This window comes from Roseovarius arcticus, assembly GCF_006125015.1.
Classification (GTDB): domain Bacteria; phylum Pseudomonadota; class Alphaproteobacteria; order Rhodobacterales; family Rhodobacteraceae; genus Roseovarius; species Roseovarius arcticus.
Genome location: NZ_SZZN01000001.1, coordinates 3,709,560 through 3,732,350 on the forward strand (window position 1 = coordinate 3,709,560; position 22,791 = coordinate 3,732,350).

Consider the following 22,791-nt stretch of genomic DNA (forward strand, 5'->3'; position numbering starts at 1 on the left):
ACGAATAGATGAGTGGTATTCCGCACGATCATTACGAGCCGGGCTCGCGGGGCGAAAAGTGGCTGCATCAGCGCTTGCCCATTGTCGGTCTGCTCTACAGCACGTTGACGATTCCGACGCCCAAGAACCTTAACTGGATGTGGATCTGGGGCATCGTCCTGACGTTTTGCCTGGCGCTTCAAATCATTACAGGCATCGTCCTGGCGATGCACTACACGCCGCATGTCGATCTTGCCTTTGCGTCCATCGAACACATCATGCGCGACGTGAACGGCGGGCATTTCATCCGTTATCTGCACATGAACGGCGCCTCACTGTTCTTTGTCGCGGTTTATGCGCACATCTTCCGCGGGCTCTACTACGGCTCGTACAAAGCACCGCGCGAGGTTACGTGGATCATCGGCATGCTCATCTATCTGATGATGATGGGCACGGCATTCATGGGCTACGTCCTGCCTTGGGGCCAGATGTCATTCTGGGGCGCCACGGTCATCACCGGCCTCTTTGGTGCGATTCCGTTTATCGGTGAGCCTATTCAAACATGGCTGCTGGGCGGACCAGCGGTAGACAATGCCACGCTGAACCGGTTCTTCAGCCTGCATTACCTGCTGCCGTTCATCATCTCTGCGCTGGTGGCCGTGCATATCTGGGCGTTCCACACGACGGGCAATAATAACCCGACAGGCGTCGAAGTGCGCCGTACTTCCAAGGCAGAGGCCGAAAAAGACACCGTTCCATTCTGGCCGTATTTCGTGATCAAGGATCTGTTTGCGCTGGCGATCATCCTGATCGTTTTCTTTGCCATCGTTGGCTTCATGCCGAACTATCTGGGCCACCCTGACAACTACATTGAGGCCAATGCGCTCTCCACGCCTGCGCACATCGTGCCGGAATGGTACTTCTTGCCCTTCTACGCAATTTTGCGTGCCTTCACGTCTGACGTGTGGGTCGTGATGATCGCCAGCTGGATCACCGGCGGCATCGTGGACGCCAAATTCTTTGGCGTGTTGGCGATGTTCGGCGCGATTGCTGTCATGGCGCTGGCGCCGTGGCTCGACACCTCCTCCGTACGTTCGGGACGGTATCGCCCGATGTTCAAGTGGTGGTTCGGGCTGTTGGTACTCGATTTCTTTGTCCTGATGTGGGCGGGGGCAATGCCGGCCGAAGGTATCTATGGCATCATCTCATTGACCGCCTCGGCCTATTGGTTCGCGTATTTCCTGATCTTGCTACCGCTATTGGGCGTGATTGAGAAACCGCTGCCGATCCCGGCGACGATCGAAGAAGACTTTAACGCGCATTACTCCGAAACCGGTGGTACGCAAACCATCGTCAAACCGGCCGAATGAGGGGCAGAATGATGAACGCAATGTTCCGTAAAATTGGCGCACCTGCCGCTATCGCGCTATCGCTTGCGCTGCCTGGAGGCGCTGCCTTGGCAGCGGGGGATGTCCATGTAGAGGATATAGACTTCTCCTTTGAGGGTCCGTTTGGCAGCTTTGATCCGCTTCAGCTTCAGCGCGGGCTCAAGGTCTACACCGAGGTCTGCTCGGCCTGCCACGGCTTGCAATACGTGCCGATCCGCACGTTGCATGACGATGGCGGACCGCAACTGCCCGAGGATCAAGTGCGCGCGTATGCGAGCCAATACGAAGTATTCGACGGCGAGCTGGATGATTTCCGTCCTGCGACACCGGCTGACCACTTTCCCAAATCGTCGCTGGAAAACGCGCCTGACTTGTCATTGATGGCAAAAAAGCGTGCTGGATTTCATGGCCCCTACGGCACCGGCATCAACCAGTTCCTCAAGGGGATGGGCGGCCCTGAGTACATCTATACTCTGCTGACCAGCTATCACGAGGCACCCGATTGCGCGCCCGAAGACTTCCCGGGTAGTTATAACTCCGCCTTCGCTACTGGCGGTTATCCCGAAGAGTGCAAGGATGAGCACGGTCACACGACCGTGCCCGGCAGCTGGATCGCGATGGCGCAGCCTCTCTACGAGGATTCGGTCGAATTCGATGATGGCCACCCCGCCGATCTGGAAAACTCGGCCAAGGATGTCGCGGCCTTCCTGACATGGACGGCCGAACCCAAGATGATGGCGCGCAAGTTCGCGGGCCTAACTGGCGTTATCTTTCTGACGCTTTTGTCGGTCCTGCTTTATCTGACGAACAAGCGGATCTGGGCGCCTCTAAAGGGCAAGAAAAAGCATTAGTAGCTTTCTCATTGTCTATATATTCACTATCAAACCCCGCCCGGAAACGAGCGGGGTTTTTCAATTGCCAGGCACGGCAAATGCGTTCCATCCCGCACTATCAAGCATCCTATTTCGCCTGAGATCTAGGGCCCTGCCGGAACCGGAAGGCTATAGAAGTGCATGGTCGTTGGTCGGCAGATCGGCCTGAGATGAGTGCTTCTCTACGGCCTGCGCAGTGTATCGCCGTAGCTGATTGTCGGCTCCAGCGCGATGCGCTGCGGCGACTGGTCTGCGCCCGGTTGCGCCCGGTCCGCGATGATCTGCGCCGCCTGCCGCCCGATCTCGTACCGGCATGCATCCATAGTTGCCAAGGTGCGCGGCAGTCCCTTGAGGATATCAAGACCATTGAAGCCCGCAAGACCGATCTTGCCGGGTATATCATAGCCCTGCTCCAGCAGCCACAAAAGGCCGCCCGCGCCGATCATGTCATTGGAATAATATAGAAAGTCCAGATCTGGATCACGCGCCAGCATGGCTTGCGTCATCTCGCGTCCCTTGAGCAATGCAGACCCGCCAGAATAAAACTCCTTCTCCGCAATTTCTACGCCGGACTTCGCTAAAACGTCGGTCAGACCCTCAAACCGTTTGCGCGCCCGGTGGTCGCGCGGCATTGTGGTGCCCATAAAGCCGATGCGCCGATAGCCCCCCTTGAGGATCGCGCGCCCCATCTGCTCGCCCGCGCGGCGGTGCGATATACCTACCACCGAATCGACCGGCGTGCCGTCCACATCCATGATCTCGACCACCGGAATACCCGATGCACGTAGCATCGCGCGCGCCGCCTCGGAATGCTCTAGCCCCGCAATTATGACGCCCGAGGGCCGCCAAGACAGCATCTCGTAAAGGACCTTTTCTTCCTTCTCTCGGGTGTAGTCCGTCAGGCCCATAACGGGCTGTAGCTCTGTCTGCTCCAATACCTGAGTAATGCCGGTCATAACCTCAGGGAAGACCATGTTGGACATGGACGGTATGATGACCGCGACCAAATTGACCCGGTTCGAGGCCAACGCGCCTGCGATCTTGTTCGGGACATACCCTAGTGCTTTGGCGCTATCCAAAACCTTTTGCCGCGTCGCGTCCGACACATCGCCCTGCTTGCGGAGCACGCGGCTGACGGTCATCTCCGACACGCCCGAAGCCTCGGACACGTCTCTGAGGGTCAGCGGACGATTTGATTTCTCGTTCAATTTGATAATCCTAGGTAAACTTGCCAAACGTTACCGCGAACATCCAAGCCGGATCAAGAGAGATGCCGCCCGCGAATTCCCCGATGACAAGCCCGCCGACCCACGTTATTCAGACCGCGTGGCCCCGTGGCTCAACTGGATAGAGCAGCCCCCTCCTAAGGGGCAGGTTACTGGTTCGAATCCAGTCGGGGTCACCAAGCCGTTATAGATAGCCCTCACTGCGAAAGCTTAGCTCGCAGGACTTTCCGATGATCAGATGGTCGTGGAGGGTGATGCCCATGACTTCGGCGGCGTCCTTGATCTTTTGGGTCATGACGATGTCGGCTTCGCTGGGCGTCGGATCCCCTGATGGGTGGTTATGGACAAGGATCAGCGCCGATGCGTTCAGCTCTAGTGCGCGTTTAACGACCTCTCGCGGATAGACGGGGACATGATCGACAGTACCACTTGCCTGCGCCTCGTCAGCGATCAGAGTGTTTTTTGTGTCTAGGAAAAACAGGCGAAACTGCTCGGTGTCGCGGTGGGCCATCGTGGTGTGGCAGTAATCCAGCAAGGCGTCCCATGACGAGATGACCTGCCGCTGCAAAACACGCGCGCGGGACAGGCGCTGGCTGGCGGCCTCGATGATCTTTAATTCGGTGATGACGGCCTCGCCGACGCCGCTTATCGATTCCAGCCGCGAAATTGATGCCGACACGACGCCGTTGAAGTCGCCAAACTGGTCCAGCAAGGTGCGCGCCAGCGGCTTGACATCGCGGCGCGGTATCGCGCGAAAAAGGACCAGTTCAAGCAGTTCGTAATCCGGCATTGGCCCCGCGCCGCCCTGCATAAAGCGACTGCGAAGCCGCGCGCGGTGATCACGGATGTAGGACGGTTGGGCCGCACCGTTTGGGACAGCGGCGGCCTGAGCCTCGTCACCGCCGAAAAGGGGCAGGGACGCCTCGCTGAAATGGGAATAACCGCTCATACAAGCTAGATTCCACGAGAATGCTTAACAGCGCGTTAAGAGGCTCAGGATTTGCCCCATCCACCACCGCCCGGCGTCTCTATTCCGAAAATGGCACCAATAGGTAAATCGATCTCGTCACAGCCTTTTAGGTCGCGCCGCGTGCCGTCCGGCATTTCGGCCCAATTGACCCCAACCTTACCGGGCGCACCGCCATCGACGCCGAAGGGGGGAATGATGCGGTGCGAGCACAGCGTCGTGACTGTGACCGGCCTGAGGAACCGCATTTTTCGGATCACTCCATTGCCGCCGCGCCATTTGCCAGTGCCACCGGATGCACTGCGAACCGTGAATTCTTCCAGCCGGACGGGAAACCGCTTTTCCAAGATTTCGGGATCGGTCATGCGGGTGTTTGTCATGTGGCTTTGTACCGCGTCGCAGCCATTAAAACCGGGGCCTGCGCCAGTGCCGCCTGCAATGGTCTCATAATTCTGAAATTCGTCGTTGCCCCAAACGAAATTGTTCATCGTGCCCTGACTGCACGCGATCACCCCCAGCGCCCCATACAGCGCGTTGCAGGTCGCCTGAGATACCTCCGTATTGCCGGCTATGACTGCTGCTGGATAGATCGGATTCAGCATGGAGCCATCCGGTACGATCACGCGCAATGGCTTGAGGCAGCCTTGGTTCAGCGGAATGTCGGCGCCGACCATCGTGCGAAATACGTAGAGGACGACGGCGTCGCAGATCGACCTTGGCGCGTTGTAATTGCCGCTGTGCTGCGGTGACGTGCCGGTAAAGTCGATGACCGCCTCGCGCGCTTCGCGATCAACAGTCACGGCGACCTCAATTGTTGCGCCGTGGTCCATCGGGTAGGTGAACCGCCCGTCCGCGAGCTTGTCTATCACGCGGCGCACCGATTCCTCGGCGTTGTCCTGCACATGGGCCATGTAAGCCTGCACCACGTCGAGGCCATACGTCTCTATAACGCCGGATAGAGCCTGTTTTCCCGTCTCATTTGCAGCGACCTGCGCCTTGAGATCCGCCATGTTTTGACGCACGTTCCGGCATGGGTAGTGGCCAGAGCGTAGGACGACTTCGGCCTCTTCCTCCAGAAAATCACCTTCGCGAACCAATTGAACATTGTCGATCAGCACGCCTTCTTCATCTATGTGAGTGCTGTCGGGCGGGGCGCTTCCGGGGGTACGTCCACCGATGTCGGCGTGGTGACCGCGGCTTCCTAGCCACATAACCGGGCGACCCTTGGCAAAAAGCGGCGTGATAACCGTCACGTCAGGCAGGTGGGTGCCGCCGGCATAGGGTGAGTTCAACATGTAGGCGTCGCCGGGGCGGGCATTAGGATTGAGCCGCATGATCGTTTTTACGCTGTCGGACATAGACCCCAAATGAACTGGTACATGTGGGGCGTTCGCAACCAAATCGCCACGTTCGTCAAATATTGCGCAACTGAAATCGAGCCTCTCTTTGATGTTCACGGACCAGGACGTGTTGGCCAGCGTTGCGCCCATTTGGTCGGCGACAGACATAAACAGGTTGTTGAACACTTCCAGCAAGATTGGATCAGCCTCAGTTCTCGCGACCTCTGCGCGTAAGGCGATGTGACGCTCGATTATGAGGTTCGCACGCGTGTCCAATTGGGCGGACCATCCGGACTCAATCACATTGGTCCCCGTCGGCTCTGTGATAATTGCGGGGCCTTGGATGCGGCTAGCCGCGTTCAGAGTATCGCGGGGATGGACCGGTACGTCGGACCAAGCGCCGCCTTGAAACATTGGGAGATGTGCGGTGGGCGTGCCGTCACCATCTGGCAGAATTGGCGCCACATCGTCGCGGCTGGTGCCGTTTGCCTCAACACTAATCATATCGATGATAATGTCGCGGCCCGGCGAGATGAAGCCATAGCGCTGCTTATGTGCCGCCTCGAACAACTCGCGCGCATTGGCCTCGGCGCTGCCCTCAACCGGGATCGTCTGGTGCGAGCCGTCATAGCGAAGGTGGAGGCGGTGGGTGGCAGCAGGATCATCACCGCCCTGCGCTGCAACTTCGGCCAGCGTGTCAGCGCTGAGGGTTTTGACCGTCTGCATCGCCGCACCAAACGCGGCGAGCGGCACATCCATCTGCGCCTCTTTCATCGCAGTAATTGGCGCGAGGCCCATGCCGTAGGCTGACAGAACGCCCGCGTAAGGATGAACCAGAACGCGCGTCATCCCCAGCGCATCGGCCACGCCGCAAGCGTGTTGGCCGCCCGCGCCGCCAAAGCATTGCAGGGTGTAACGTGTCACGTCATGGCCGCGCTGGACGCTGATCTTCTTGATCGCGTTTGCCATGTTGTCGATGGCGATCCGGAGGAAGCCGTGCGCCATATCCTCAGGCGTGCGGGGGGCATCGCCGGTTTCGGTGGCAACAATCTGTGCCAGCTCAGCGAACTTGCCGCGCACGACATCCACGTCCAGCGGCTGATTGCCATCCGCGCCAAAGACCTGCGGGAAATGATTTGGATTCAACTTGCCCAGCATGACATTGCAATCAGTCACGGTCAGCGGGCCGCCCCGGCGATAGCAGGCAGGGCCGGGATCGGCGCCGGCGCTGTCCGGTCCAACTTGAAATCGGCCATCCTCAAATTTGCAAATGCTGCCGCCGCCAGCGGCCACCGTGTGAATGTCCATCATAGGCGCACGCATCCGCACGCCCGCCACCTCCGTCTCAAAGCTGCGCTCGTATTCGCCTGCGTAGTGACTGACATCGGTGCTGGTGCCGCCCATGTCGAAACCGATCAGGCGGTCGGCGCCAGCTGCGCGGCCCGTATGGACCATGCCCACAATGCCGCCTGCGGGCCCGGACAGAATCGCGTCCTTTCCTTGAAAGCGGCGGGCCTCCGTCAGGCCGCCGTTTGACTGCATGAATAGCAACCGCTCGCACGCTGTCCCAAGGTCCAGCGCATCTGCCACGCGGTCGACATAGCGGCGCAGGATGGGCGAAAGATAAGCATCTACGACGGTGGTATCGCCGCGCCCGACCAGTTTGGCCAGGCGACTGACCTCGTGGCTGACGCTAATTTGGGAATAGCCGATCTCTGCTGCGATCTCGGCCACGCGGGCCTCATGTACGGGATTGAGGTAGGCGTGAAGCCCGGCAATGGCGACAGCACGAATGCCGCTCTCATAGGCCGATTGCAGCGCGGCGCGCGCGGCATCCTCGTCCAGCGGGCGAATTATTCCGCCATCCGCATCCAGCCGCTCATCCAACTCTGCTACCTCGTGATAAAGCAGATCGGGCCGCTTGATATGCAGATCAAACAGACGGGGCCGCGTCTGGTAGCCGATCAGCAGCAGGTCGCGAAATCCTTTGGTGATCATCAGCAGAACGCGCTCGCCCTTACGCTCCAGCAGTGCGTTGGTAGCGACGGTTGTGCCCATCTTGACCGCTGCGATGCTGTTCGGCGCGAACTCCTTGGTTCCGATCAGGTCCGCGATGCCCTGCACGGCGGCGTCCTCATACCGCTCGGGGTTTTCTGACAGCAGCTTGTGTGTGTGCATCTTGCCCGCCGGATCCAGCGCAACGATGTCGGTGAATGTGCCGCCCCGGTCGATCCAGAATTCCCAACGCTTGTCCATCGACGCCCCCAGCTGTGCAGTCGCCACGTTTGGCGGCGCGCCGCTAAATGTCAACGGGCGGGGGCCATTGAAACAGGGGCGGCATTGGGGCCATATGGGGTGCAAATTCACAAGGAGTGGCCACATGGACCTGCGCAAAATCACCGACACTTTCAGCGTCTCGCCCCAGATCGAGGTGGCCGACGTGCCCGCCATCAAGCAGGCAGGCTTTCGCGCTATCGTGTGCAACCGGCCCGATGGCGAGGATGCAGGCCAGCCAGACAGCGCCGCGATTGAGGCGGCAGCGACGGCGGCGGGGCTGGAGTTTCGGGCTGTGCCGATCATATCGGGCGCGCTGAGCGGCTCCGATATTGAGAGCTTCAATGCGGCGCTGGACGAGTTGCCTGCGCCCGTGCTGGCCTATTGCCGCAGTGGCACGCGCAGCACAACGATGTGGAGCATTTCGCAAGTCGGCCAAATGCCCGAGGACGAGATTATCGCCGCCGCTGCGGACGCGGGCTATGACGTGCGCGGTATCGTGGCGCAGATGTCCGCGCAGAAGGATGATCGCGGCTGATGAGGATCCCATGGGGCGCATTGCTGGCCGAGGGCGGGCGCGTCACGCTTTATGCGGTGCAGGACGACGCGATAGGTGCGCATGACTTCGCATCGCTTGACGAGGCTGTGAGCCAGTGCGGTATCCCTGCTGCGCGGTTGGTGAAGCTGGACGATACGTCGCATGTATTGCCGCCCGCGCCGACGTTGATCGATAAGCCCGGTGTGCTGAGCGCAATTCAGCAGGCATCGCCCGCAGCCGTGCTTCCCGCCGCTGCGCGTGTGCTGATCGCCGGGGCCCTTGCGGCGCAGCCGGACTGGGACGGCATATTGGTGTTGCCGGAGCGGGACGTGACCCACTGGGTCCATGTCAGTGCGCGTGAGATCGTCAGCTTTCAGGGTGCCGCGACAGGCAGACTGGCGTCTGCGCTGGGCGCTACTGCTCATGCGTTCGACGAAGGCGCGCTAAGCGATACAATGTCGCGCCCTGAACGGTTGGCGGCGCAGTTGAATGCAGCTTCGCTTACCGGTGGCAGCGCGGTGGTGCTGGGTCATCTCTTGGGCGCAGAGTTGGCGTCGATGAAGATGTACTGGCTGGGGCAGGATGTGCGGATCATCGGTGATCCTGCACCCTACGCCGCGGCGCTGGTATCGCAGGGCATCACTGCCGAGGCCGTTCCGCGCGCGCAGGCGTGGCAGGCCGGGCTGCTGGCGCTGGGGCAGGCAGCGGGTCTGAATGGCTGATACCGCGTGTGTGACCTGTCGAGAAATGGGGATGCTCGACCCAAGGAAAATCCAAGCGGCGTGACTGAAGACCGGGCCACGATGGGCGGCCCGATCACGCGTCACCAAATGAATTCAATGCCCCTTGGCGAATGGTGCGGCATCACCCCAGAGCTGGCGAACACGCTTGTCGCGACTGCAGGCGCTGCGATAGCGCTTGTAGGCTTCGGCCTGGTTTTTAATGCCAAAGCGGGTGACTTGCAGATCGTCGCCCTTGTAGTAATTCTGGTGATAATCCTCGGCTTTGTAGAATGTTTGCGCGGGTAGGACGGGGGTTACAATCTTTTGCCCCAGTTCCTTTTGCGCCTGCGCGATGGATTGCTTGGCTTCTTGCGCTGCTGCGCCGCTGGCAAAGATTGCCGTGCGATAGCTGTCGCCGCGATCGCAGAACTGGCCGCCTGCATCCGTCACATCAACCGAGCGTAGAAACATGTGCAGCAGTTGGGGCCGCGTGACCTGCGCAGGATCATACATGATCTGAACCGCCTCATAGTGACCAGTGCCGCCGCGGGTGACGTCCTTGTAGGTCGGGTTCTTGCTGGTGCCGCCCGTATAGCCCGAAACGACTTCGCCGACGCCCTTTACAGCCTCGAAATCGGCCTCGACGCACCAAAAGCAGCCACCAGCGACGGTGAGAGTTTCGGTTGCCGCCGCATCAGCGTTTGTGCCGTGCGCGGCAAATCCGACAGCGATCAACCCTCCCAGCAGAAGTGTCTTGAAGTTGGTCATGGCTTTGCTCACCGCATATCCTCCTGAGGTTAGAAAATAGCATGACGCAAGGACGGATGCGCGCCAACCCGTCGCAACACCGGCTCACGCAAGGGTGAGAAGCGGTGATCAGCCGCCACTAGATATCATAGCGCTTGAGGACTTTGTCGACCCGGCTGCCCGAGGCTAGGGCGACGCCTTCGCGGCGGCCATAATCGCGAAAGCCCCTGCTCTGATAGTAGATCAGTCCGCCGTCATTATCGGCGCGGATATCGGCATTGATCCAGACATAGCCCAGCAATTTTGCCGCCTTGGCGGTGGCAGCAAAGAGGGCCGATCCGATACCAAGCCCGGTGCGCCCGATCTGAACGAATGTTGCGATGCTGCACGCCTCTGGCGGCAGGTGATCCGACGGCTCAATGTACTGAAAGCCGCGCAATGCACCGTCTGCGTTTAGCGCCGCGTGCCAGACGGATCGGTCTGGCGCCGTCTGCATCATCCGGGCCATGTCGCGCGTGGTCACCGGGCGGGTGAGCGCAGTGGTGCCGCCTTCTGCAATGATCTCGTTCAGCAGCTCCGCCATGGGCGGTGCGTCCAGCGGGGTGGCGCGGCGCACGGTTATCATCCCATTGCCTCCAGCAATTCATTTGTGCGCGCTGTGTAGTCGGCGCGCGCCTCCAGCGGGGGACGTAGCCAGATAGCGAGGCCGTCCATCAGTGCGGGATCAGGCTTGCCAAAGAAACGTCCGGCCTCGACGGCGTCAAAGCCGGCGATTTGCGTGGCCTCCATCCAGGCGCTGATTTTGTCGGCCTTCTTGATCTGCCGCTTGACCGCCACGGGTATCGCGGCAGGCAGGCCAAAGCGAATGTGAATCGCCGCCGCCAGCCTCTGGTCCAGCTCGTCATACCCTGGACCCACCGCGTTTTTGACAGGCGATATCATATCGCCGATCACATATTCCGGGGCGTCGTGCAGCAGCGCGGCCAGATGCCATTTCGGCGGCGCCTTGGGCGCGATGCGCGCAAAAATGCGTTCGACCAGCAGAGAATGTTCTGCCACCGAATAGGCGTAATCGCCCAACGTCTGGCCGTTCCATCGCGCCACAAAGGCGAGGCCGTGCGCAATATCTGTAATTTCTATGTCCACCGGGGTCGGGTCCAGCAAGTCAAGCCTGCGTCCCGATAGCATCTTTTGCCATGCCCGGGGTTGCGGGCTTCGGGGCGTCTTTGCGCTGGGTTTTGCCATGTTCGGGTCTCCGGGTATTGCTGATGTATCTCATACCCGGCGCAGGCCAGCCATGCCAGCATTGCCGCACGTGCGCCTTGGTGCTATCTGCCCCTCAAACCTAATTTTTAAGGAGCCGACCGAGATGGCACAGGACTATATCGTCAAAGACATTAACCTAGCCGCCTTTGGCCGCAAGGAACTAAACATTGCCGAGACTGAAATGCCGGGCCTGATGGCCCTGCGCGAGGAATTTGGTGCGGCGCAGCCGTTGAGCGGCGCGCGCATCGTTGGCAGTTTGCACATGACGATCCAGACCGCCGTGCTGATCGAGACACTGAATGCGCTCGGCGCAGATGTGCGCTGGGCGTCGTGCAATATCTTTTCCACGCAAGACCACGCAGCGGCGGCGATTGCTGAGGGCGGCACGCCCGTATTCGCGATCAAGGGCCAGACCCTGACTGAGCATTGGGATTACCTTGATCGGTCATTCCAGTTTGCCGAGGGGGCCAATATGATCCTCGACGATGGCGGCGATGCGACGCTTTATGTCCTGCTGGGCGCGCGCGTCGAGGCCGGCGAGACGGATCTGATCGAAACACCCACCTCGGAAGAGGAAGAGGCCGTGTTCGCCCAGATCAAGAAGCGCATGGGCGAGACCCCCGGTTGGTTCACCAAAACACGCGACGCAATCAAGGGCGTATCGGAGGAGACGACGACTGGCGTTCATCGCCTCTATGATTTGCACAAGAAGGGCCAGCTGCCCTTCCCGGCGATCAACGTGAACGACTCGGTGACCAAATCGAAGTTTGACAACAAGTATGGTTGCAAGGAATCGCTGGTCGACGGTATCCGCCGCGCGACCGACACAATGATGGCCGGCAAGGTCGCCGTCGTCTTGGGCTACGGCGATGTTGGCAAAGGCAGCGCTGCGTCACTGTCGGGCGCCGGTGCGCGCGTAAAAGTAACCGAGGTCGATCCGATCTGCGCGCTTCAGGCTGCGATGGACGGGTTCGAGGTGGTCCTGCTAGAGGATGTGCTGGCCTCTGCCGACATCTTTATCACCACGACCGGCAACAAGGACGTGATCCGCATCGAGCATATGCGCGAGATGAAGGACATGGCGATCGTCGGCAACATCGGCCATTTCGATAACGAAATTCAGGTCGCCAGCCTGAAGAATCACAAGTGGACCAACATCAAAGAGCAGGTGGACATGATCGAGATGCCATCGGGCAATCGGTTGATCCTTCTGTCTGAGGGACGCTTGCTGAACCTTGGAAATGCCACCGGGCATCCCAGTTTCGTCATGTCAGCTAGCTTTACCAACCAAGTGCTGGCTCAGATTGAGCTGTGGAAGAACGGCGGAGAATACGAAAATCAGGTCTATATTCTGCCCAAGCATCTGGACGAGAAAGTCGCCCGCCTGCATCTGGACCGGATCGGAGTGAAGCTGACGCCCCTATCGCCGGAACAAGCGGCCTACATCGGCGTATCACCCGAAGGCCCGTTCAAACCTGAGCATTACCGGTACTGATTTATCGCTAAAAAAGCAGGGGAACCGACAGTTTTCCGCCGAAGCAGGCAAGGCCCTCAGCGGGTTCTTGCCTGTCGCGCGCCCGGGATGTCCACGGCCGGGAACCAACAACCTCTCCTGTGACTTTTCTCCTCGTAACTGACTGTTAAGGAGGAAACCAAAGTGAAACTCAATACATTCATGATGACTGCCGCCGCTTCTGCATTGATTGCGAGCGGTGCAATCGCTCAAGATACCACTGCAACCACAGGCTCTGACGCCACCATCGGAACTGGGACGACCGCTGATGCACCCGCAATGGCGCCGCAGTTCACGTCGATCAGTGAAATGACCGTCGGCGATATTGTGGGCAAAAAAGTGTATGAGCCAAACGGCGACACCATTGGCGATGTTGATTATGTCATTGGCCGCGGTGGTGGAGCAGACGCTGTTATCGGGATCGGCGGTTTCCTAGGCCTCGGTGAGTATACCGTTGCGTTGCCGCTGTCCGAATTCACCTTTGATGCAGAGCAGCAAATGGTGAAGTTGGACACAACGAAGGACGCTTTGAAAGAGCAGCCGGAGTTCGACGAGTCAGGTGCAGAGAGCCTGCCCGACGAGACGCCACTTGCTGATCTGGTGGTAAGTGCCGCCACGTCCGCTACGACTTCGACAGCAGATGACGGCGCTATGAAGTCGGATGACACCGCTGTTGAGGGCGACGCAGCCGTTGAGGGCGACGCGGCCGTTGAGGCCGACACAGCCGTTGAGGCAGACACAGCCGTTGAGGCCGACACCACGATGAGCGACGACGCGGCTACGAGCGAAAGCACGGATATGGACGAAGAGCCTGCCACCGAAGAGCCTGCCACCGAAGGTGCCACTTCGACCGAGGGCGGCGCTACAGTTGACACCGAAACATCGGGTGATGCGGCTATGGACACCGAAGCAACCGATGACACTACATCCACCGAAGAAGGTGCAGCTGACGAAGAAAAGAAAACTGAGTAAGTTACTCATTCAGAATAACGACAGTTTAGAATAGCCAACATTACCCCCGATCTTTTTGGTCGGGGGTTTTTCTTTGGCTGGACGCCTATCGCACAGCTGACCGGATTTTTTCATTGTCAAACCGGGCGCACCCGATACTCTTTGCACCGCGGCCGCTGCAGGCGGCTTGAAAGATTGAAAACTGCGGGGCTACAGCCGCGAAAAGGAGATTTGAAATGGGTAAACGCGATGATTTGATTGCACGGTATGCAGAAGATCTGAAATCAAAGTGTGGCATGACGCCAGATATGGCACTGCTGACAAAGGTCACGATCGCTTGTGGGCCATCAATTTATAACGCTGATGCGTCGACCGTCGCCTCAAGCCAAACTGCCGAATTGGAGACGGTCAAAGAAAATTTCCTGATCAAGAAGCTGGGCCTCTCTGATGGCCCCGAACTGATGGGCGGAATCCAGAAAGTGTTGGAGACGTATGGTCGCGCCGAGCGAAACAAGTACCGCGCGGTCGTCTATTACATGCTGACCAAGCATTTCGGAAAAGAAGCCGTCTACGGCTAATCTGGCCTCGTTCTATTGGCGCCCGCCCGGTATGGTACTGCGGCGGGCGTTTTCATTGGGCCATGGCAATCGCCAATTGCGGCCCTAAATTATAACCGCAGCCACCAAGGTAAGGAGCCGCAGGATGACACACCAAACGGGCAATATACACCCAGCACCGGACCGAGATGATGCGCAGGACGCGCTAGACCTGCTGCGCCGCTGGGCCTCTGGTGCAACCCCCGAAGAGGTGGCCGATCTTGACCCGTCCATTGCGCGCCTGCTGCCGGGGGGCGAAGTGTCGAACTATCCGGCGCTGTCGCGTGTTTATCCCGAAGGTTTTGACGCGAATGCCGCCCACCGCGCTACGATGCCCGATTTACAAAATGGCCCGGCGTCGCTGATCAAGGGCGCGCATCAGCAGCTCCAGCATGTTGGCATTTCGAATTTCCGCCTGCCCATCCGGTTTCACACGCGCGGTGGCGGCGATCTGACACTTGAGACGTCGGTAACTGGCACCGTCAGCCTTGAGGCGAACAAAAAAGGCATCAACATGTCCCGCATCATGCGCAGCTTTTACAAGCACGCTGAAAAGACGTTCAGCTTTGAGGTGATCGCGGACGCGCTGGATGACTACATCTCAGATCTGGGATCAGTCGACGCGCGCATTCAGATGCGATTTTCCTACCCTGCCAAGGTGCAATCACTGCGTTCGGGATTAGAGGGCTATCAGTATTATGACATCGCGCTTGAGCTGGTCGAGACGGCTGGCGTGCGGCGCAAATTCATGCATCTGGACTACGTATATTCCTCCACCTGCCCCTGCTCGCTGGAGCTAAGCGAACATGCGCGGCAGTCGCGCGGGCAGTTGGCGACGCCCCATTCGCAGCGTTCTGTTGCGCGCATCTCGGTCGAGGTGACGTGCGAGGATTGTTTGTGGTTCGAGGATCTGATTGATCTGGCCCGCGATGCCGTGCCGACAGAGACGCAAGTCATGGTCAAGCGTGAGGACGAGCAGGCATTCGCCGAACTGAACGCCGCAAATCCGATATTTGTCGAGGATGCCGCGAGGCTATTCTGCGAGGGACTTCTGGCTAACGAGCGCATCGGTGATTTTCGCGTGATTGCCAGCCATCAAGAGAGCCTGCACAGCCATGATGCCGTCAGCGTGCTGACCGAGGGAGAAACGTTTGCCGCGCAAAGCCTTGATCCCAAGCTGTTCACAACGCTCTTTCACGTTGGTTAAGTCATAGCTTGAGGTTTCGAAGTGGCTCCCGGCGGATTTCCGAGCATATCAGTTGCCGGATGCCATGCCGCTTGGCGACTCGCCACACGTCATGCGATAGTCAGGTTGGTTTAACCCTCTGCCAAGGGAGGCGAACAATGTATCGCTCATATACACCTATCCATTATTCGGCTGTCGGTATCCAGATGATGGGTCAGATATTCGAGCAGCAGGTGCGCATTGCGCAGGCGCTGGGGATGGTGGCATTTGCGACTAACCCATTGCTATCGTCCGCACCTTCTGCTGCGCCGCAACGGACTATTCGGTCAGCCGCCAAAATTGACGCGTCGACTGATCGGCACACCCGTGTTCCGTTTGCGCTGCCGCGCATGACGGAATGTGTCAAGCGCACCCACTCGATGCCTGTCTGACTGAGATTAGAGTCTGATCCAGAACAGTTTGGACCACCCCTAATGCAGGGTTGGTCTGAAGTGCTGCTCGCTAAGGGCAATTGGTGAGGTTCAGCCGCGCCAGATCGTATCAGCCAGAGGCGCTGCCATATCAGGCGTCGCGGGCATCAGCGGTGGGCGCAGATTCAACCAGCGAACGTCGCCCGTCTGCTGTGCCTTCAGCGCCTTGAGGGCAGGGATCAGTCCGCCCGAGAATACGGCGTCGCGGTGTGCGTCAATCTCAGGTCTCAGCGCTGCGGCGCCCGACATATCGCCCGCGCGGGCAAGGTCATAGAGCCTGCGAATACCAGCCGCATTAGAATTGCAGCTGGCCGAGATGCATCCCCCGCCGCCCAGCGCCATCGCCTCTAGCATTGCGCCCTCGCTACCGGGAAAGACGGAAATGCCCGGTGCGGCCTCAATCACAGCGCGTGTATTTTCCCATACGCCAGAGCTATCCTTCAGCGCTGTCACGACCTCGGGGAACGCCTGATTTAGGCGCGCCGCCAATGCGGGCGTGAAGCCAATGCCGGCATATTGCGGAATGTGGTAGAGGCAAATGGTCAAATCGTCACTGGCAACGCTCTCAATCAGGGCGCTGAAGTAGCGGTATAGCCCCTCGTCGTTGGCAGTGACAAAGAAGAAGGGCGGCAGCGTCATGACCGCCGTGCAGCCAATATCGACGGCATGGCGACAGAGCGTCGCCGTTTCTTCCAGATTGCAGAGGCCCGTGCCGGGAATCAGCTGATCGGGGCGCGCCGCGCCGCTGGACACGAGGAGCTCTACCAACCGCATCCGCTCGGCTACCGAGTGGCTCAGCGCCTCGCTGGTGGTTCCGAAGGGCGATAGATAGTGCGAGCCGTCGGCCAGACAGGTGGCCGCGTGGGCAGTATAAAGATCGTCCGCGACGGTGAAGTCATCGTTGAAGGGCGTCAGCAGCGGGGTGACGATGCCGCTAAGTCTGTCAGTCATTTTGGCGTCTCCTAAGTCGTTACACCGCGTCCAGCGCCTGCCGGATATCGGCGATCAAATCACCCTCATCCTCTATGCCCAGTGACAGACGCACAAGCCCCGCCGTGATACCCAGCGTCGCGCGCTGCGCCTCGGGCAGGCGTTGATGAGTCGTGGTTGCTGGGTGGGTGACGATGGACTTCGTATCGCCCAGGTTGTTGGATATCAGCACGATCTTAAGCGCATTGAGAAAGCGAAACGCCTCGGGCTGGCCAGCCAGTTCCAGCGCAACGACGGTGCCGCCCTTACCCATCTGCCGCGTGTTCAGATCATGTTGCGGGTGGCTGGCGTGGCCGGGATAGACGGCGCGCGACAGCTTTGGGTGGCCTTGCAGCGCCTCAATCAGCGCCAGAGCGGTCGCGGCTTGGGCCCGCACGCGAAGGTCCATCGTCTCTAGGCCCTTCAGCATGATCCACGCGGTGAAGGGCGACATGGAGCCGCCGGTATGCTTCATGTAAGGCTCGACAGTGCCGCGAATGAACTCCCGCGAGCCAAGGATCACGCCACCGAGGGCGCGGCCCTGACCGTCGATATGCTTGGTCGCTGAATAGACGACAACATCGGCGCCCTGACTGATCGCACGGGAAAAGACGGGCGTCGCAAACACGTTATCGACCACGACCAGCGCGTCATGTGCATGGGCCAGCTTGGCCACTGCCTCGATATCGACGACCTCAAGCGTGGGGTTCGCGATAGTCTCAAAAAAGACAGCGGTGGTATCCGGGCGGATGGCCTGCTCCCACTGGTCCAGATCGGTGCCGTCGACAAATGTCACCTCAACGCCATACCGCGTCAGGATTTCGCTAAGTACGTATAGGCACGACCCGAAAAGTGCGCGCGCGGCGACCACATGATCGCCAGCCTTTAACATTGATGTCAGCGCGCCCGAAACGGCGGCCATGCCGCTGGCGGTGGCAAAGGCATCCTCGGCCCCCTCGATCATCGCGATGCGTTTTTCAAACATGGCGACGGTCGGGTTCCCGTAACGGGCATAGATGTATTCGTCTGGCCCGGTCTCGATGAACCGCGCCTCGGCAGCCTCGGCTGTGTCATAGACGAACCCTTGGGTCAGAAAGATGGCTTCGCTGACCTCGCCCCATTGGCTGCGCGCAGTGCCGCCATGCACCATCGCCGTGCGTGTGTTCCAGTCATTTGTCATGGTCGACCTCCGGGGGCATGCGCCCCATAAAAACCCCGTGCCGGTCATGCGAAAAGGGGGGCCTTTCCCGTGACCTTTTAGCGAATTATTTAACGTGGCCCGCAATCCGGTAACAAATCGCCACGAGTGCTGGCTTACTCCCGCGCCCCGCTTGCGTCAACTGGGGGAGCCTCCGGCGGGGATATTTAGCGGCAAGAAGAATGGGCAATCACTCTTTTGGCTCAGAGCTGTACTGGCTGAACAACTTGGACTGAGTGATGAAGAAAACGAAGATCGCCGCCGTAAGCCCGAAGGTCTTGAAATAGACCCACGTTTCCTCGGACTGGGTGCGCCAGATGATTTCGTTCAATATTGCGAGGCCAAAGAAAAACAGCATGATGCGGCGGGTAAGGATCATCCAGCCCTCGTGCGTCAGTGGCATCATCGTGTCCATGACGGTCTGTAGGTAGGATTTGCCTTGTAATAGGCCCACGCCCAGGATGCCGCCAAAGAGTAGGTAGATCATCGTTGGTTTCATCTTGAAGAACTTTGGATCGTTGAACCAGATACTGAGACCGCCAAAAACGGTAATCAGGATCGCTGTCATCGCTTGCATTTTTGACAGATGGCCGGTTAGCGCCCAGAGGATGCCGATCGATAGCAGGAAAATGGGGATGAACCCTGCCGTGACGATGATAAAGCCGTCGTATTCGGTGCCGCCGATGGTAAAAACCCGGTCCTTGAGCCAGATATAGGCGACAAAGAACGCGAGGATCGGCCCGAATTCCAGCGCGGTCTTCAGGCCGCCATTGATCTTGCGTTCGTTCATGGTCTGCTCCCTCTAGCTTTAGCCGCCCATTTCAACGATGACGGCGCCGATGGCAATAAGCGACATCAGCGCAGTGCGCCGGGGTCCGACAGTATCGCCCAGAAAAAGCCAGCCGATAAGCGCTGCAAAGACGGTGGACGTCTCGCGCAGAACCGCGGCCTCGCCGACGTTGCCCACGCGCGTCGCTAGCATGATCGCGCCGAACGAGAGCAGCGCGACGCCGCCGCCGATCACGCCGCGCAGCATCAGAGGGCCGGGGGTGGGGCGCGCATCCATCTGCCGCCAGCGGCGGAGCGCCACCAGGGGCATGACCAGCCCGTCGATGAAAAAGAACCAGGCAAGGAATGTAAACGGATCAGCCGTGGCGCGAATGCCATAGGCGTCAAATGTGGTATAGGCCGCGACCAGCAGTCCGGTCATAACGGCGAGCGTCAGGGCAGCAGGCAGCGTATCGCGTGCGGCCGTCAGGTACATCAAGTTATAGGCCGCGAGCCCAAAGATGCCGCATAGCAGGACGCTGACGCCTGCCCATTGCACCGCATTAAACGTCTCACCAAATATCAGGTAGGCGCCGATCACCGCAAAGAGCGGCCCGGTGCCACGCACCACGGGATAGACAACCGTGAAGGCGCCGCGCGAATAGGCCATCGCCTGCAGAAACTTATAGACGGTATGGATCGCCCATGCGCCTGCAAAGATCGCCCACATGTGCGGCTCGGGCCACGGCACCACCAAAAGAGTAAAGGGCGCGGCCATAACTGCATAGCTGACATCGACCGCCCCGCGCGTCAGCCACGGATCGTGCCGCCCCTTTTGGATCGCGCCAAAAACGGCGTGCAGGATCGCGGCAAAAATGGCCAACGCGAGGGCGAGGTGATGGCCGGACGCCGTGCCTTCCAGCGATACCAGCCAGTCGCTCACTCCGTGTCGAGGCCAGTCAGAGCCGCCGCAAACTCCTCGGGGTCGAAGGGGGCCAAGTCATCAATCTGCTCGCCCACGCCAATGGCGTGGATAGGCAGGCCGAATTTGTCGGCCAGCGCTACCAGAACGCCGCCGCGCGCCGTTCCGTCGAGTTTTGTCATAACGAGACCCGACACGTCAGCCAGCTTCTGAAACGTCTCAACTTGGCTCAGGGCGTTCTGGCCGGTGGTCGCGTCTAGAACTAGCAGTGTGTTATGCGGCGCAGTCGGGTCCTTCTTGCGGATGACGCGGACGATCTTGGCCAGCTCCTCCATCAGGTCGGCGCGGTTTTGCAAGCGCCCGGCAGTGTCGATCATCAGCAGGTCGGTGCCATCACGTTCCGCCTGCGCCATCGCGTCCCACGCGAGGCTTGCCGGATCGCTGCCCTCGGGGGCGGTCAGTACGGGCACGCCGGCGCGGTCGCCCCAGATTTGCAACTGCTCAACTGCGGCAGCGCGGAACGTATCGCCAGCGGCGATCACCACCGACTTTCCCGCGGCCTTAAACTGACTTGCTAGTTTGCCGATGGTCGTCGTCTTGCCTGAGCCGTTGACGCCAACAACGAGCACCACCTGCGGCTTGCGCGGATATAATGGCATAGGGCGCGCAACAGGCTCCATGATGCGGGCAATCTCGCCTGCCAGCAGCTGCTTGATCTCGGTCGCTGACAGGCGCTTGCCCATGCGGCCCTCGGCCATGTTGGCAGTGACGCGCAGGGCTGTGTCGACACCCATGTCGGCCGTGATCAGTAGCTCCTCCAGTTGCTCCAGCATGTCGTCGTCCAGCACGCGGCGCGGCGCGCGGTCCTGTTCGCTTCGGCCCAGAAGGCGGCCCAGAAGGCCGGTGCGCGGGGCCGTATCCTGCGGCGCGGGATCGTCCAGAGGGATTTCGAGCGGAGCAGGCGTGGGCGCGGGGCGCGATGGCGCAGTAGGGATCTCGACCGGGGCCTCTGGGGGAAGTTCGCTGATCGGAGGCGGGATTTCCTGCGGAATAGGATCAGGCGTGGTTTCAGGGGTTGGACCGGGCGCGGGTCTGGGCGGCGTCTTCTGCTCAGATTGTTCAGATTGTTCAGTCTGATCAGCCTGTTCGTCCAACTGTGGCGGCGCGTCTGCTTCGGCGCCGTCCTGCATGATGGCGTCCAAGCCTTCGTCCAGCTTACTGGACGAATTGAACAGCCGATCCTTAAGTTTCTTGAAAAAGGCCATGGTGCCCTCATGTTATCTGACCACAACCATCTAGTCGGCTTGGCGCCCAGATGGAAGGGACCGGTACGGTCGCGGGATTTGGGATGATATGGGCGCTCGGTTCCTATATTGCATGGGCGAGTTGCGGCGGCGCGAAATGGAGGCGGTAGATGATCTTGTTCTCATGCGCCACGCTGGCGCCACTGGTGCTGATCCTGCTTGGTGCAGGTCAGGGCGGACTATGGCCTGCGGCGGCTCTGATTTACATGACCGCTTTGACCTTTGCGCTTGACCGGTTGGTCGCCGCTGCGCCCGGCGCTGTAGGTGAGACCGAGGAGTTTCCAGCCGCACCCGTCCTGCTGGCTGTGCTGGGCACCTTGTATTTCGCGGTGCTGCCCGCGGCGGTCTGGGCGACTTCGGGGCACGGAGGCCTTGCGATCTGGCAGCGCCTTTGCCTTGGGATCGCGGCGGGCCTCATCTTTGGCCAGATCGCGCATCCTGTCGCGCATGAGTTGATACACAAGCGCCCCCGCGCGCTACGCATTATGGGGCGGGCCATCTATACGAGCCTGCTCATTGGCCACCATGCCAGCGCGCATTTGCTGGTGCATCATGTTCATGTCGCCAGCGCGGATGATCCCAGCTCTGCGCGCCGCGGCGAAGGATTCTATCGTTTCGCCCTGCGGGCAGGTCGCGGCAGTTTTTATGGTGGCTTGCGCGCTGAGACTGCGATGCTGCGCCGCGCTGGCCGGCCCATGTGGCGCCATCCCTATCTGTTCTACGTCTTGGGCGGTATTGCGTGCGTGGCCGCAGCTTTTGCGCTGGGGGGGGCGGCGGGCGTAATAGTCTACGTTGCAATATGCCTCTATGCGCAGATGCAAATCTTGATGTCCGACTACGTCCAGCACTATGGCCTGCGCCGGGAAGTGTTGCCGAGCGGTAAGCTGGAGCCCGTGGGTCCGGGCCATTCGTGGAATGCGCCGCACCGATTCTCGTCCGCGCTGACGTTGAACGCCCCGCGCCATTCGGACCACCACATTGCGCCGTTGCGCGCCTACCCGGCGTTGCGCCTGAATCCCGGTGAGATGCCGTGCCTGCCCTATCCGCTGCCGCTGATGGCGGCTTTGTCGCTGGCGCCGCCGATCTGGCGCAGGGTCATGGACCGCCGGGTTGATAACTGGGCGGCCCCCCGCGCAACCCCAATGCCGGACAGATGAAACGGGTGGCCGGAATGTTTGTGCCGTGCCATGATCGCAGGATGCGCATTCTTAGCTTGCTTTTGACCCTCACCGCACTGCCTGCCGCCGCCCAGGGCATGATGACGGCGAGTGAATTTGACGCCTATACCCAAGGCAAGACATTCACCTACGGCAGTATGGGCGCGCCCTATGGCACTGAGCAGTACTTGAAGGATCGCCGGGTCCGGTGGGCCTTTGAGAACGGACAATGCCAAGAGGGGGGCTGGTATGAGCAGGACGGCCTCATCTGCTTTACCTACGATACCGAACCCGAACCGCAATGCTGGAGCTTTAGGCGCAGCGCGGCGGGGCTGATTGCGCAGTTCGAAAACGATCCGTCGATGACCGAATTATATGAGGTCGAACGTAGCAATGTGCCGCTAACTTGCTCTGGGCCTGACGTGGGTGTCTGACGCC

The 22,791-nt window shown here is 59.9% G+C and carries 22 protein-coding genes, 1 tRNA gene and 1 riboswitch; of the genes, 12 read left to right on the forward strand and 11 right to left on the reverse strand.

Features of this window, described 5'->3' with window-relative positions; genetic code table 11:
- Positions 1-8: 8 nt before the first annotated feature.
- Both petB and MK6180000_RS17760 read left to right on the forward strand, forming a co-directional pair.
- Positions 9-1,349 (forward strand): cytochrome b, encoded by a 1,341-nt coding sequence (gene petB, locus MK6180000_RS17755; RefSeq protein WP_138935957.1) that lies wholly within the window; start codon positions 9-11, stop codon positions 1,347-1,349.
- 20 nt (positions 1,350-1,369) lie between these two features.
- Entirely contained in the window at positions 1,370-2,218 is an 849-nt protein-coding gene (locus MK6180000_RS17760; RefSeq protein WP_171054684.1) for a cytochrome c1, read from the forward strand.
- A gap of 203 nt (positions 2,219-2,421) precedes the next feature.
- Here the strand turns inward: MK6180000_RS17760 and MK6180000_RS17765 are convergent, their stop codons facing one another.
- Positions 2,422-3,447 (reverse strand): LacI family DNA-binding transcriptional regulator, encoded by a 1,026-nt coding sequence (locus MK6180000_RS17765; protein WP_138935958.1) that lies wholly within the window; start codon positions 3,445-3,447, stop codon positions 2,422-2,424.
- Between the two features lie 120 nt (positions 3,448-3,567).
- On the opposite strand from MK6180000_RS17765, the gene MK6180000_RS17770 reads away from it, so the two are divergent.
- A tRNA-Arg gene (locus MK6180000_RS17770) sits at positions 3,568-3,644 on the forward strand.
- 5 nt (positions 3,645-3,649) lie between these two features.
- On the opposite strand, the gene radC is transcribed toward MK6180000_RS17770, so the two are convergent.
- Positions 3,650-4,414 carry a RadC family protein gene (gene radC, locus MK6180000_RS17775; protein WP_138935959.1) on the reverse strand — a complete coding sequence of 255 codons (765 nt, stop codon included), beginning with the start codon at positions 4,412-4,414 and terminating at the stop codon, positions 3,650-3,652.
- 44 nt (positions 4,415-4,458) lie between these two features.
- A complete protein-coding gene (locus tag MK6180000_RS17780) occupies positions 4,459-8,028 on the reverse strand; it encodes a hydantoinase B/oxoprolinase family protein (RefSeq protein ID WP_138936570.1) in 3,570 nt (1,189 codons plus the stop codon).
- A gap of 124 nt (positions 8,029-8,152) precedes the next feature.
- Here MK6180000_RS17780 and MK6180000_RS17785 point away from each other — a divergent pair, with 124 nt between their 5' ends.
- Together MK6180000_RS17785 and MK6180000_RS17790 are read left to right on the forward strand one after the other, a co-directional pair.
- A complete protein-coding gene (locus tag MK6180000_RS17785) occupies positions 8,153-8,584 on the forward strand; it encodes a protein tyrosine phosphatase family protein (RefSeq protein WP_138935960.1) in 432 nt (143 codons plus the stop codon).
- Positions 8,584-9,306 (forward strand): 2-dehydro-3-deoxygalactonokinase, encoded by a 723-nt coding sequence (locus MK6180000_RS17790; RefSeq protein ID WP_138935961.1) that lies wholly within the window; start codon positions 8,584-8,586, stop codon positions 9,304-9,306. The genes MK6180000_RS17785 and MK6180000_RS17790 overlap by 1 nt, the downstream gene beginning before the upstream one ends.
- Positions 9,307-9,420: 114 nt before the next feature.
- Here MK6180000_RS17790 and msrA read toward each other — a convergent pair whose 3' ends face one another.
- The 3 genes from msrA to MK6180000_RS17805 all read right to left on the reverse strand — a co-directional run bounded on the left by msrA (position 9,421) and on the right by MK6180000_RS17805 (position 11,298).
- Positions 9,421-10,074, reverse strand: a complete 654-nt coding sequence (gene msrA / locus MK6180000_RS17795; RefSeq protein ID WP_138936571.1) for a peptide-methionine (S)-S-oxide reductase MsrA — start codon at positions 10,072-10,074, stop codon at positions 9,421-9,423.
- A gap of 118 nt (positions 10,075-10,192) precedes the next feature.
- Positions 10,193-10,678 (reverse strand): GNAT family N-acetyltransferase, encoded by a 486-nt coding sequence (locus tag MK6180000_RS17800; RefSeq protein WP_138935962.1) that lies wholly within the window; start codon positions 10,676-10,678, stop codon positions 10,193-10,195.
- Positions 10,675-11,298: an HD domain-containing protein gene (locus MK6180000_RS17805; RefSeq protein WP_138935963.1), complete on the reverse strand. Its 624-nt coding sequence runs from the start codon at positions 11,296-11,298 to the stop codon at positions 10,675-10,677. The genes MK6180000_RS17800 and MK6180000_RS17805 overlap by 4 nt, the downstream gene beginning before the upstream one ends.
- A 124-nt stretch (positions 11,299-11,422) precedes the next feature.
- Between MK6180000_RS17805 and ahcY the strand changes: the two genes are divergently transcribed.
- The 5 genes from ahcY to MK6180000_RS17830 all read left to right on the forward strand — a co-directional run bounded on the left by ahcY (position 11,423) and on the right by MK6180000_RS17830 (position 15,996).
- Complete coding sequence (gene ahcY, locus MK6180000_RS17810; RefSeq protein WP_138935964.1) at positions 11,423-12,814, forward strand: adenosylhomocysteinase; 1,392 nt, start codon at positions 11,423-11,425, stop codon at positions 12,812-12,814.
- A gap of 162 nt (positions 12,815-12,976) precedes the next feature.
- Complete coding sequence (locus MK6180000_RS17815) at positions 12,977-13,804, forward strand: PRC-barrel domain-containing protein (protein WP_138935965.1); 828 nt, start codon at positions 12,977-12,979, stop codon at positions 13,802-13,804.
- Between the two features lie 215 nt (positions 13,805-14,019).
- Entirely contained in the window at positions 14,020-14,361 is a 342-nt protein-coding gene (locus tag MK6180000_RS17820; RefSeq protein ID WP_138935966.1) for a DUF2853 family protein, read from the forward strand.
- Positions 14,362-14,485: 124 nt separating this feature from the next.
- Positions 14,486-15,586, forward strand: a complete 1,101-nt coding sequence (gene folE2 / locus MK6180000_RS17825; RefSeq protein ID WP_138935967.1) for a GTP cyclohydrolase FolE2 — start codon at positions 14,486-14,488, stop codon at positions 15,584-15,586.
- Positions 15,587-15,723: 137 nt separating this feature from the next.
- A complete protein-coding gene (locus MK6180000_RS17830; protein WP_138935968.1) occupies positions 15,724-15,996 on the forward strand; it encodes a hypothetical protein in 273 nt (90 codons plus the stop codon).
- Between the two features lie 90 nt (positions 15,997-16,086).
- Here the strand turns inward: MK6180000_RS17830 and MK6180000_RS17835 are convergent, their stop codons facing one another.
- From MK6180000_RS17835 to ftsY, 5 genes are all read right to left on the reverse strand, one after another.
- Positions 16,087-16,986, reverse strand: coding sequence for a dihydrodipicolinate synthase family protein (locus MK6180000_RS17835; RefSeq protein WP_138935969.1), 900 nt, complete (start codon positions 16,984-16,986; stop codon positions 16,087-16,089).
- A 19-nt stretch (positions 16,987-17,005) separates the two neighbouring features.
- Entirely contained in the window at positions 17,006-18,184 is a 1,179-nt protein-coding gene (metZ, locus tag MK6180000_RS17840; protein WP_138935970.1) for an O-succinylhomoserine sulfhydrylase, read from the reverse strand.
- A gap of 57 nt (positions 18,185-18,241) precedes the next feature.
- A riboswitch (SAM riboswitch) is annotated at positions 18,242-18,318 on the reverse strand.
- A 74-nt stretch (positions 18,319-18,392) separates the two neighbouring features.
- On the reverse strand, positions 18,393-18,992 hold the full coding sequence (locus MK6180000_RS17845; RefSeq protein ID WP_138935971.1) for an inner membrane-spanning protein YciB: 600 nt from the start codon (positions 18,990-18,992) through the stop codon (positions 18,393-18,395).
- Positions 18,993-19,010: 18 nt separating this feature from the next.
- Positions 19,011-19,913, reverse strand: a complete 903-nt coding sequence (locus MK6180000_RS17850; RefSeq protein ID WP_138935972.1) for a DMT family transporter — start codon at positions 19,911-19,913, stop codon at positions 19,011-19,013.
- On the reverse strand, positions 19,910-21,157 hold the full coding sequence (gene ftsY / locus MK6180000_RS17855; RefSeq protein WP_138935973.1) for a signal recognition particle-docking protein FtsY: 1,248 nt from the start codon (positions 21,155-21,157) through the stop codon (positions 19,910-19,912). Before ftsY ends, MK6180000_RS17850 begins: the two co-directional genes overlap by 4 nt.
- Positions 21,158-21,306: 149 nt before the next feature.
- On the opposite strand from ftsY, the gene MK6180000_RS17860 reads away from it, so the two are divergent.
- Both MK6180000_RS17860 and MK6180000_RS17865 read left to right on the forward strand, forming a co-directional pair.
- Positions 21,307-22,353 (forward strand): alkane 1-monooxygenase, encoded by a 1,047-nt coding sequence (locus MK6180000_RS17860; RefSeq protein WP_138935974.1) that lies wholly within the window; start codon positions 21,307-21,309, stop codon positions 22,351-22,353.
- Positions 22,354-22,394: 41 nt separating this feature from the next.
- Positions 22,395-22,787: a hypothetical protein gene (locus MK6180000_RS17865; protein ID WP_138935975.1), complete on the forward strand. Its 393-nt coding sequence runs from the start codon at positions 22,395-22,397 to the stop codon at positions 22,785-22,787.
- Positions 22,788-22,791: the final 4 nt, after the last annotated feature.

Coding starts and splice junctions, on each gene's coding strand:
- MK6180000_RS17805 (WP_138935963.1), bottom strand. CDS start 11,298: ATGGCAAAACCCAGCGCAAAGACGCCCCGAAGCCCGCAACCCCGGGCA.
- msrA (WP_138936571.1), bottom strand. CDS start 10,074: ATGACCAACTTCAAGACACTTCTGCTGGGAGGGTTGATCGCTGTCGGA.
- MK6180000_RS17865 (WP_138935975.1), top strand. CDS start 22,395: ATGCGCATTCTTAGCTTGCTTTTGACCCTCACCGCACTGCCTGCCGCC.
- MK6180000_RS17780 (WP_138936570.1), bottom strand. CDS start 8,028: ATGGACAAGCGTTGGGAATTCTGGATCGACCGGGGCGGCACATTCACC.
- folE2 (WP_138935967.1), top strand. CDS start 14,486: ATGACACACCAAACGGGCAATATACACCCAGCACCGGACCGAGATGAT.
- radC (WP_138935959.1), bottom strand. CDS start 4,414: ATGAGCGGTTATTCCCATTTCAGCGAGGCGTCCCTGCCCCTTTTCGGC.
- MK6180000_RS17790 (WP_138935961.1), top strand. CDS start 8,584: ATGAGGATCCCATGGGGCGCATTGCTGGCCGAGGGCGGGCGCGTCACG.
- MK6180000_RS17760 (WP_171054684.1), top strand. CDS start 1,370: ATGTTCCGTAAAATTGGCGCACCTGCCGCTATCGCGCTATCGCTTGCG.
- ftsY (WP_138935973.1), bottom strand. CDS start 21,157: ATGGCCTTTTTCAAGAAACTTAAGGATCGGCTGTTCAATTCGTCCAGT.
- MK6180000_RS17860 (WP_138935974.1), top strand. CDS start 21,307: ATGATCTTGTTCTCATGCGCCACGCTGGCGCCACTGGTGCTGATCCTG.
- MK6180000_RS17785 (WP_138935960.1), top strand. CDS start 8,153: ATGGACCTGCGCAAAATCACCGACACTTTCAGCGTCTCGCCCCAGATC.
- MK6180000_RS17830 (WP_138935968.1), top strand. CDS start 15,724: ATGTATCGCTCATATACACCTATCCATTATTCGGCTGTCGGTATCCAG.
- MK6180000_RS17835 (WP_138935969.1), bottom strand. CDS start 16,986: ATGACTGACAGACTTAGCGGCATCGTCACCCCGCTGCTGACGCCCTTC.
- MK6180000_RS17845 (WP_138935971.1), bottom strand. CDS start 18,992: ATGAACGAACGCAAGATCAATGGCGGCCTGAAGACCGCGCTGGAATTC.
- MK6180000_RS17820 (WP_138935966.1), top strand. CDS start 14,020: ATGGGTAAACGCGATGATTTGATTGCACGGTATGCAGAAGATCTGAAA.
- metZ (WP_138935970.1), bottom strand. CDS start 18,184: ATGACAAATGACTGGAACACACGCACGGCGATGGTGCATGGCGGCACT.
- MK6180000_RS17800 (WP_138935962.1), bottom strand. CDS start 10,678: ATGATAACCGTGCGCCGCGCCACCCCGCTGGACGCACCGCCCATGGCG.
- petB (WP_138935957.1), top strand. CDS start 9: ATGAGTGGTATTCCGCACGATCATTACGAGCCGGGCTCGCGGGGCGAA.
- ahcY (WP_138935964.1), top strand. CDS start 11,423: ATGGCACAGGACTATATCGTCAAAGACATTAACCTAGCCGCCTTTGGC.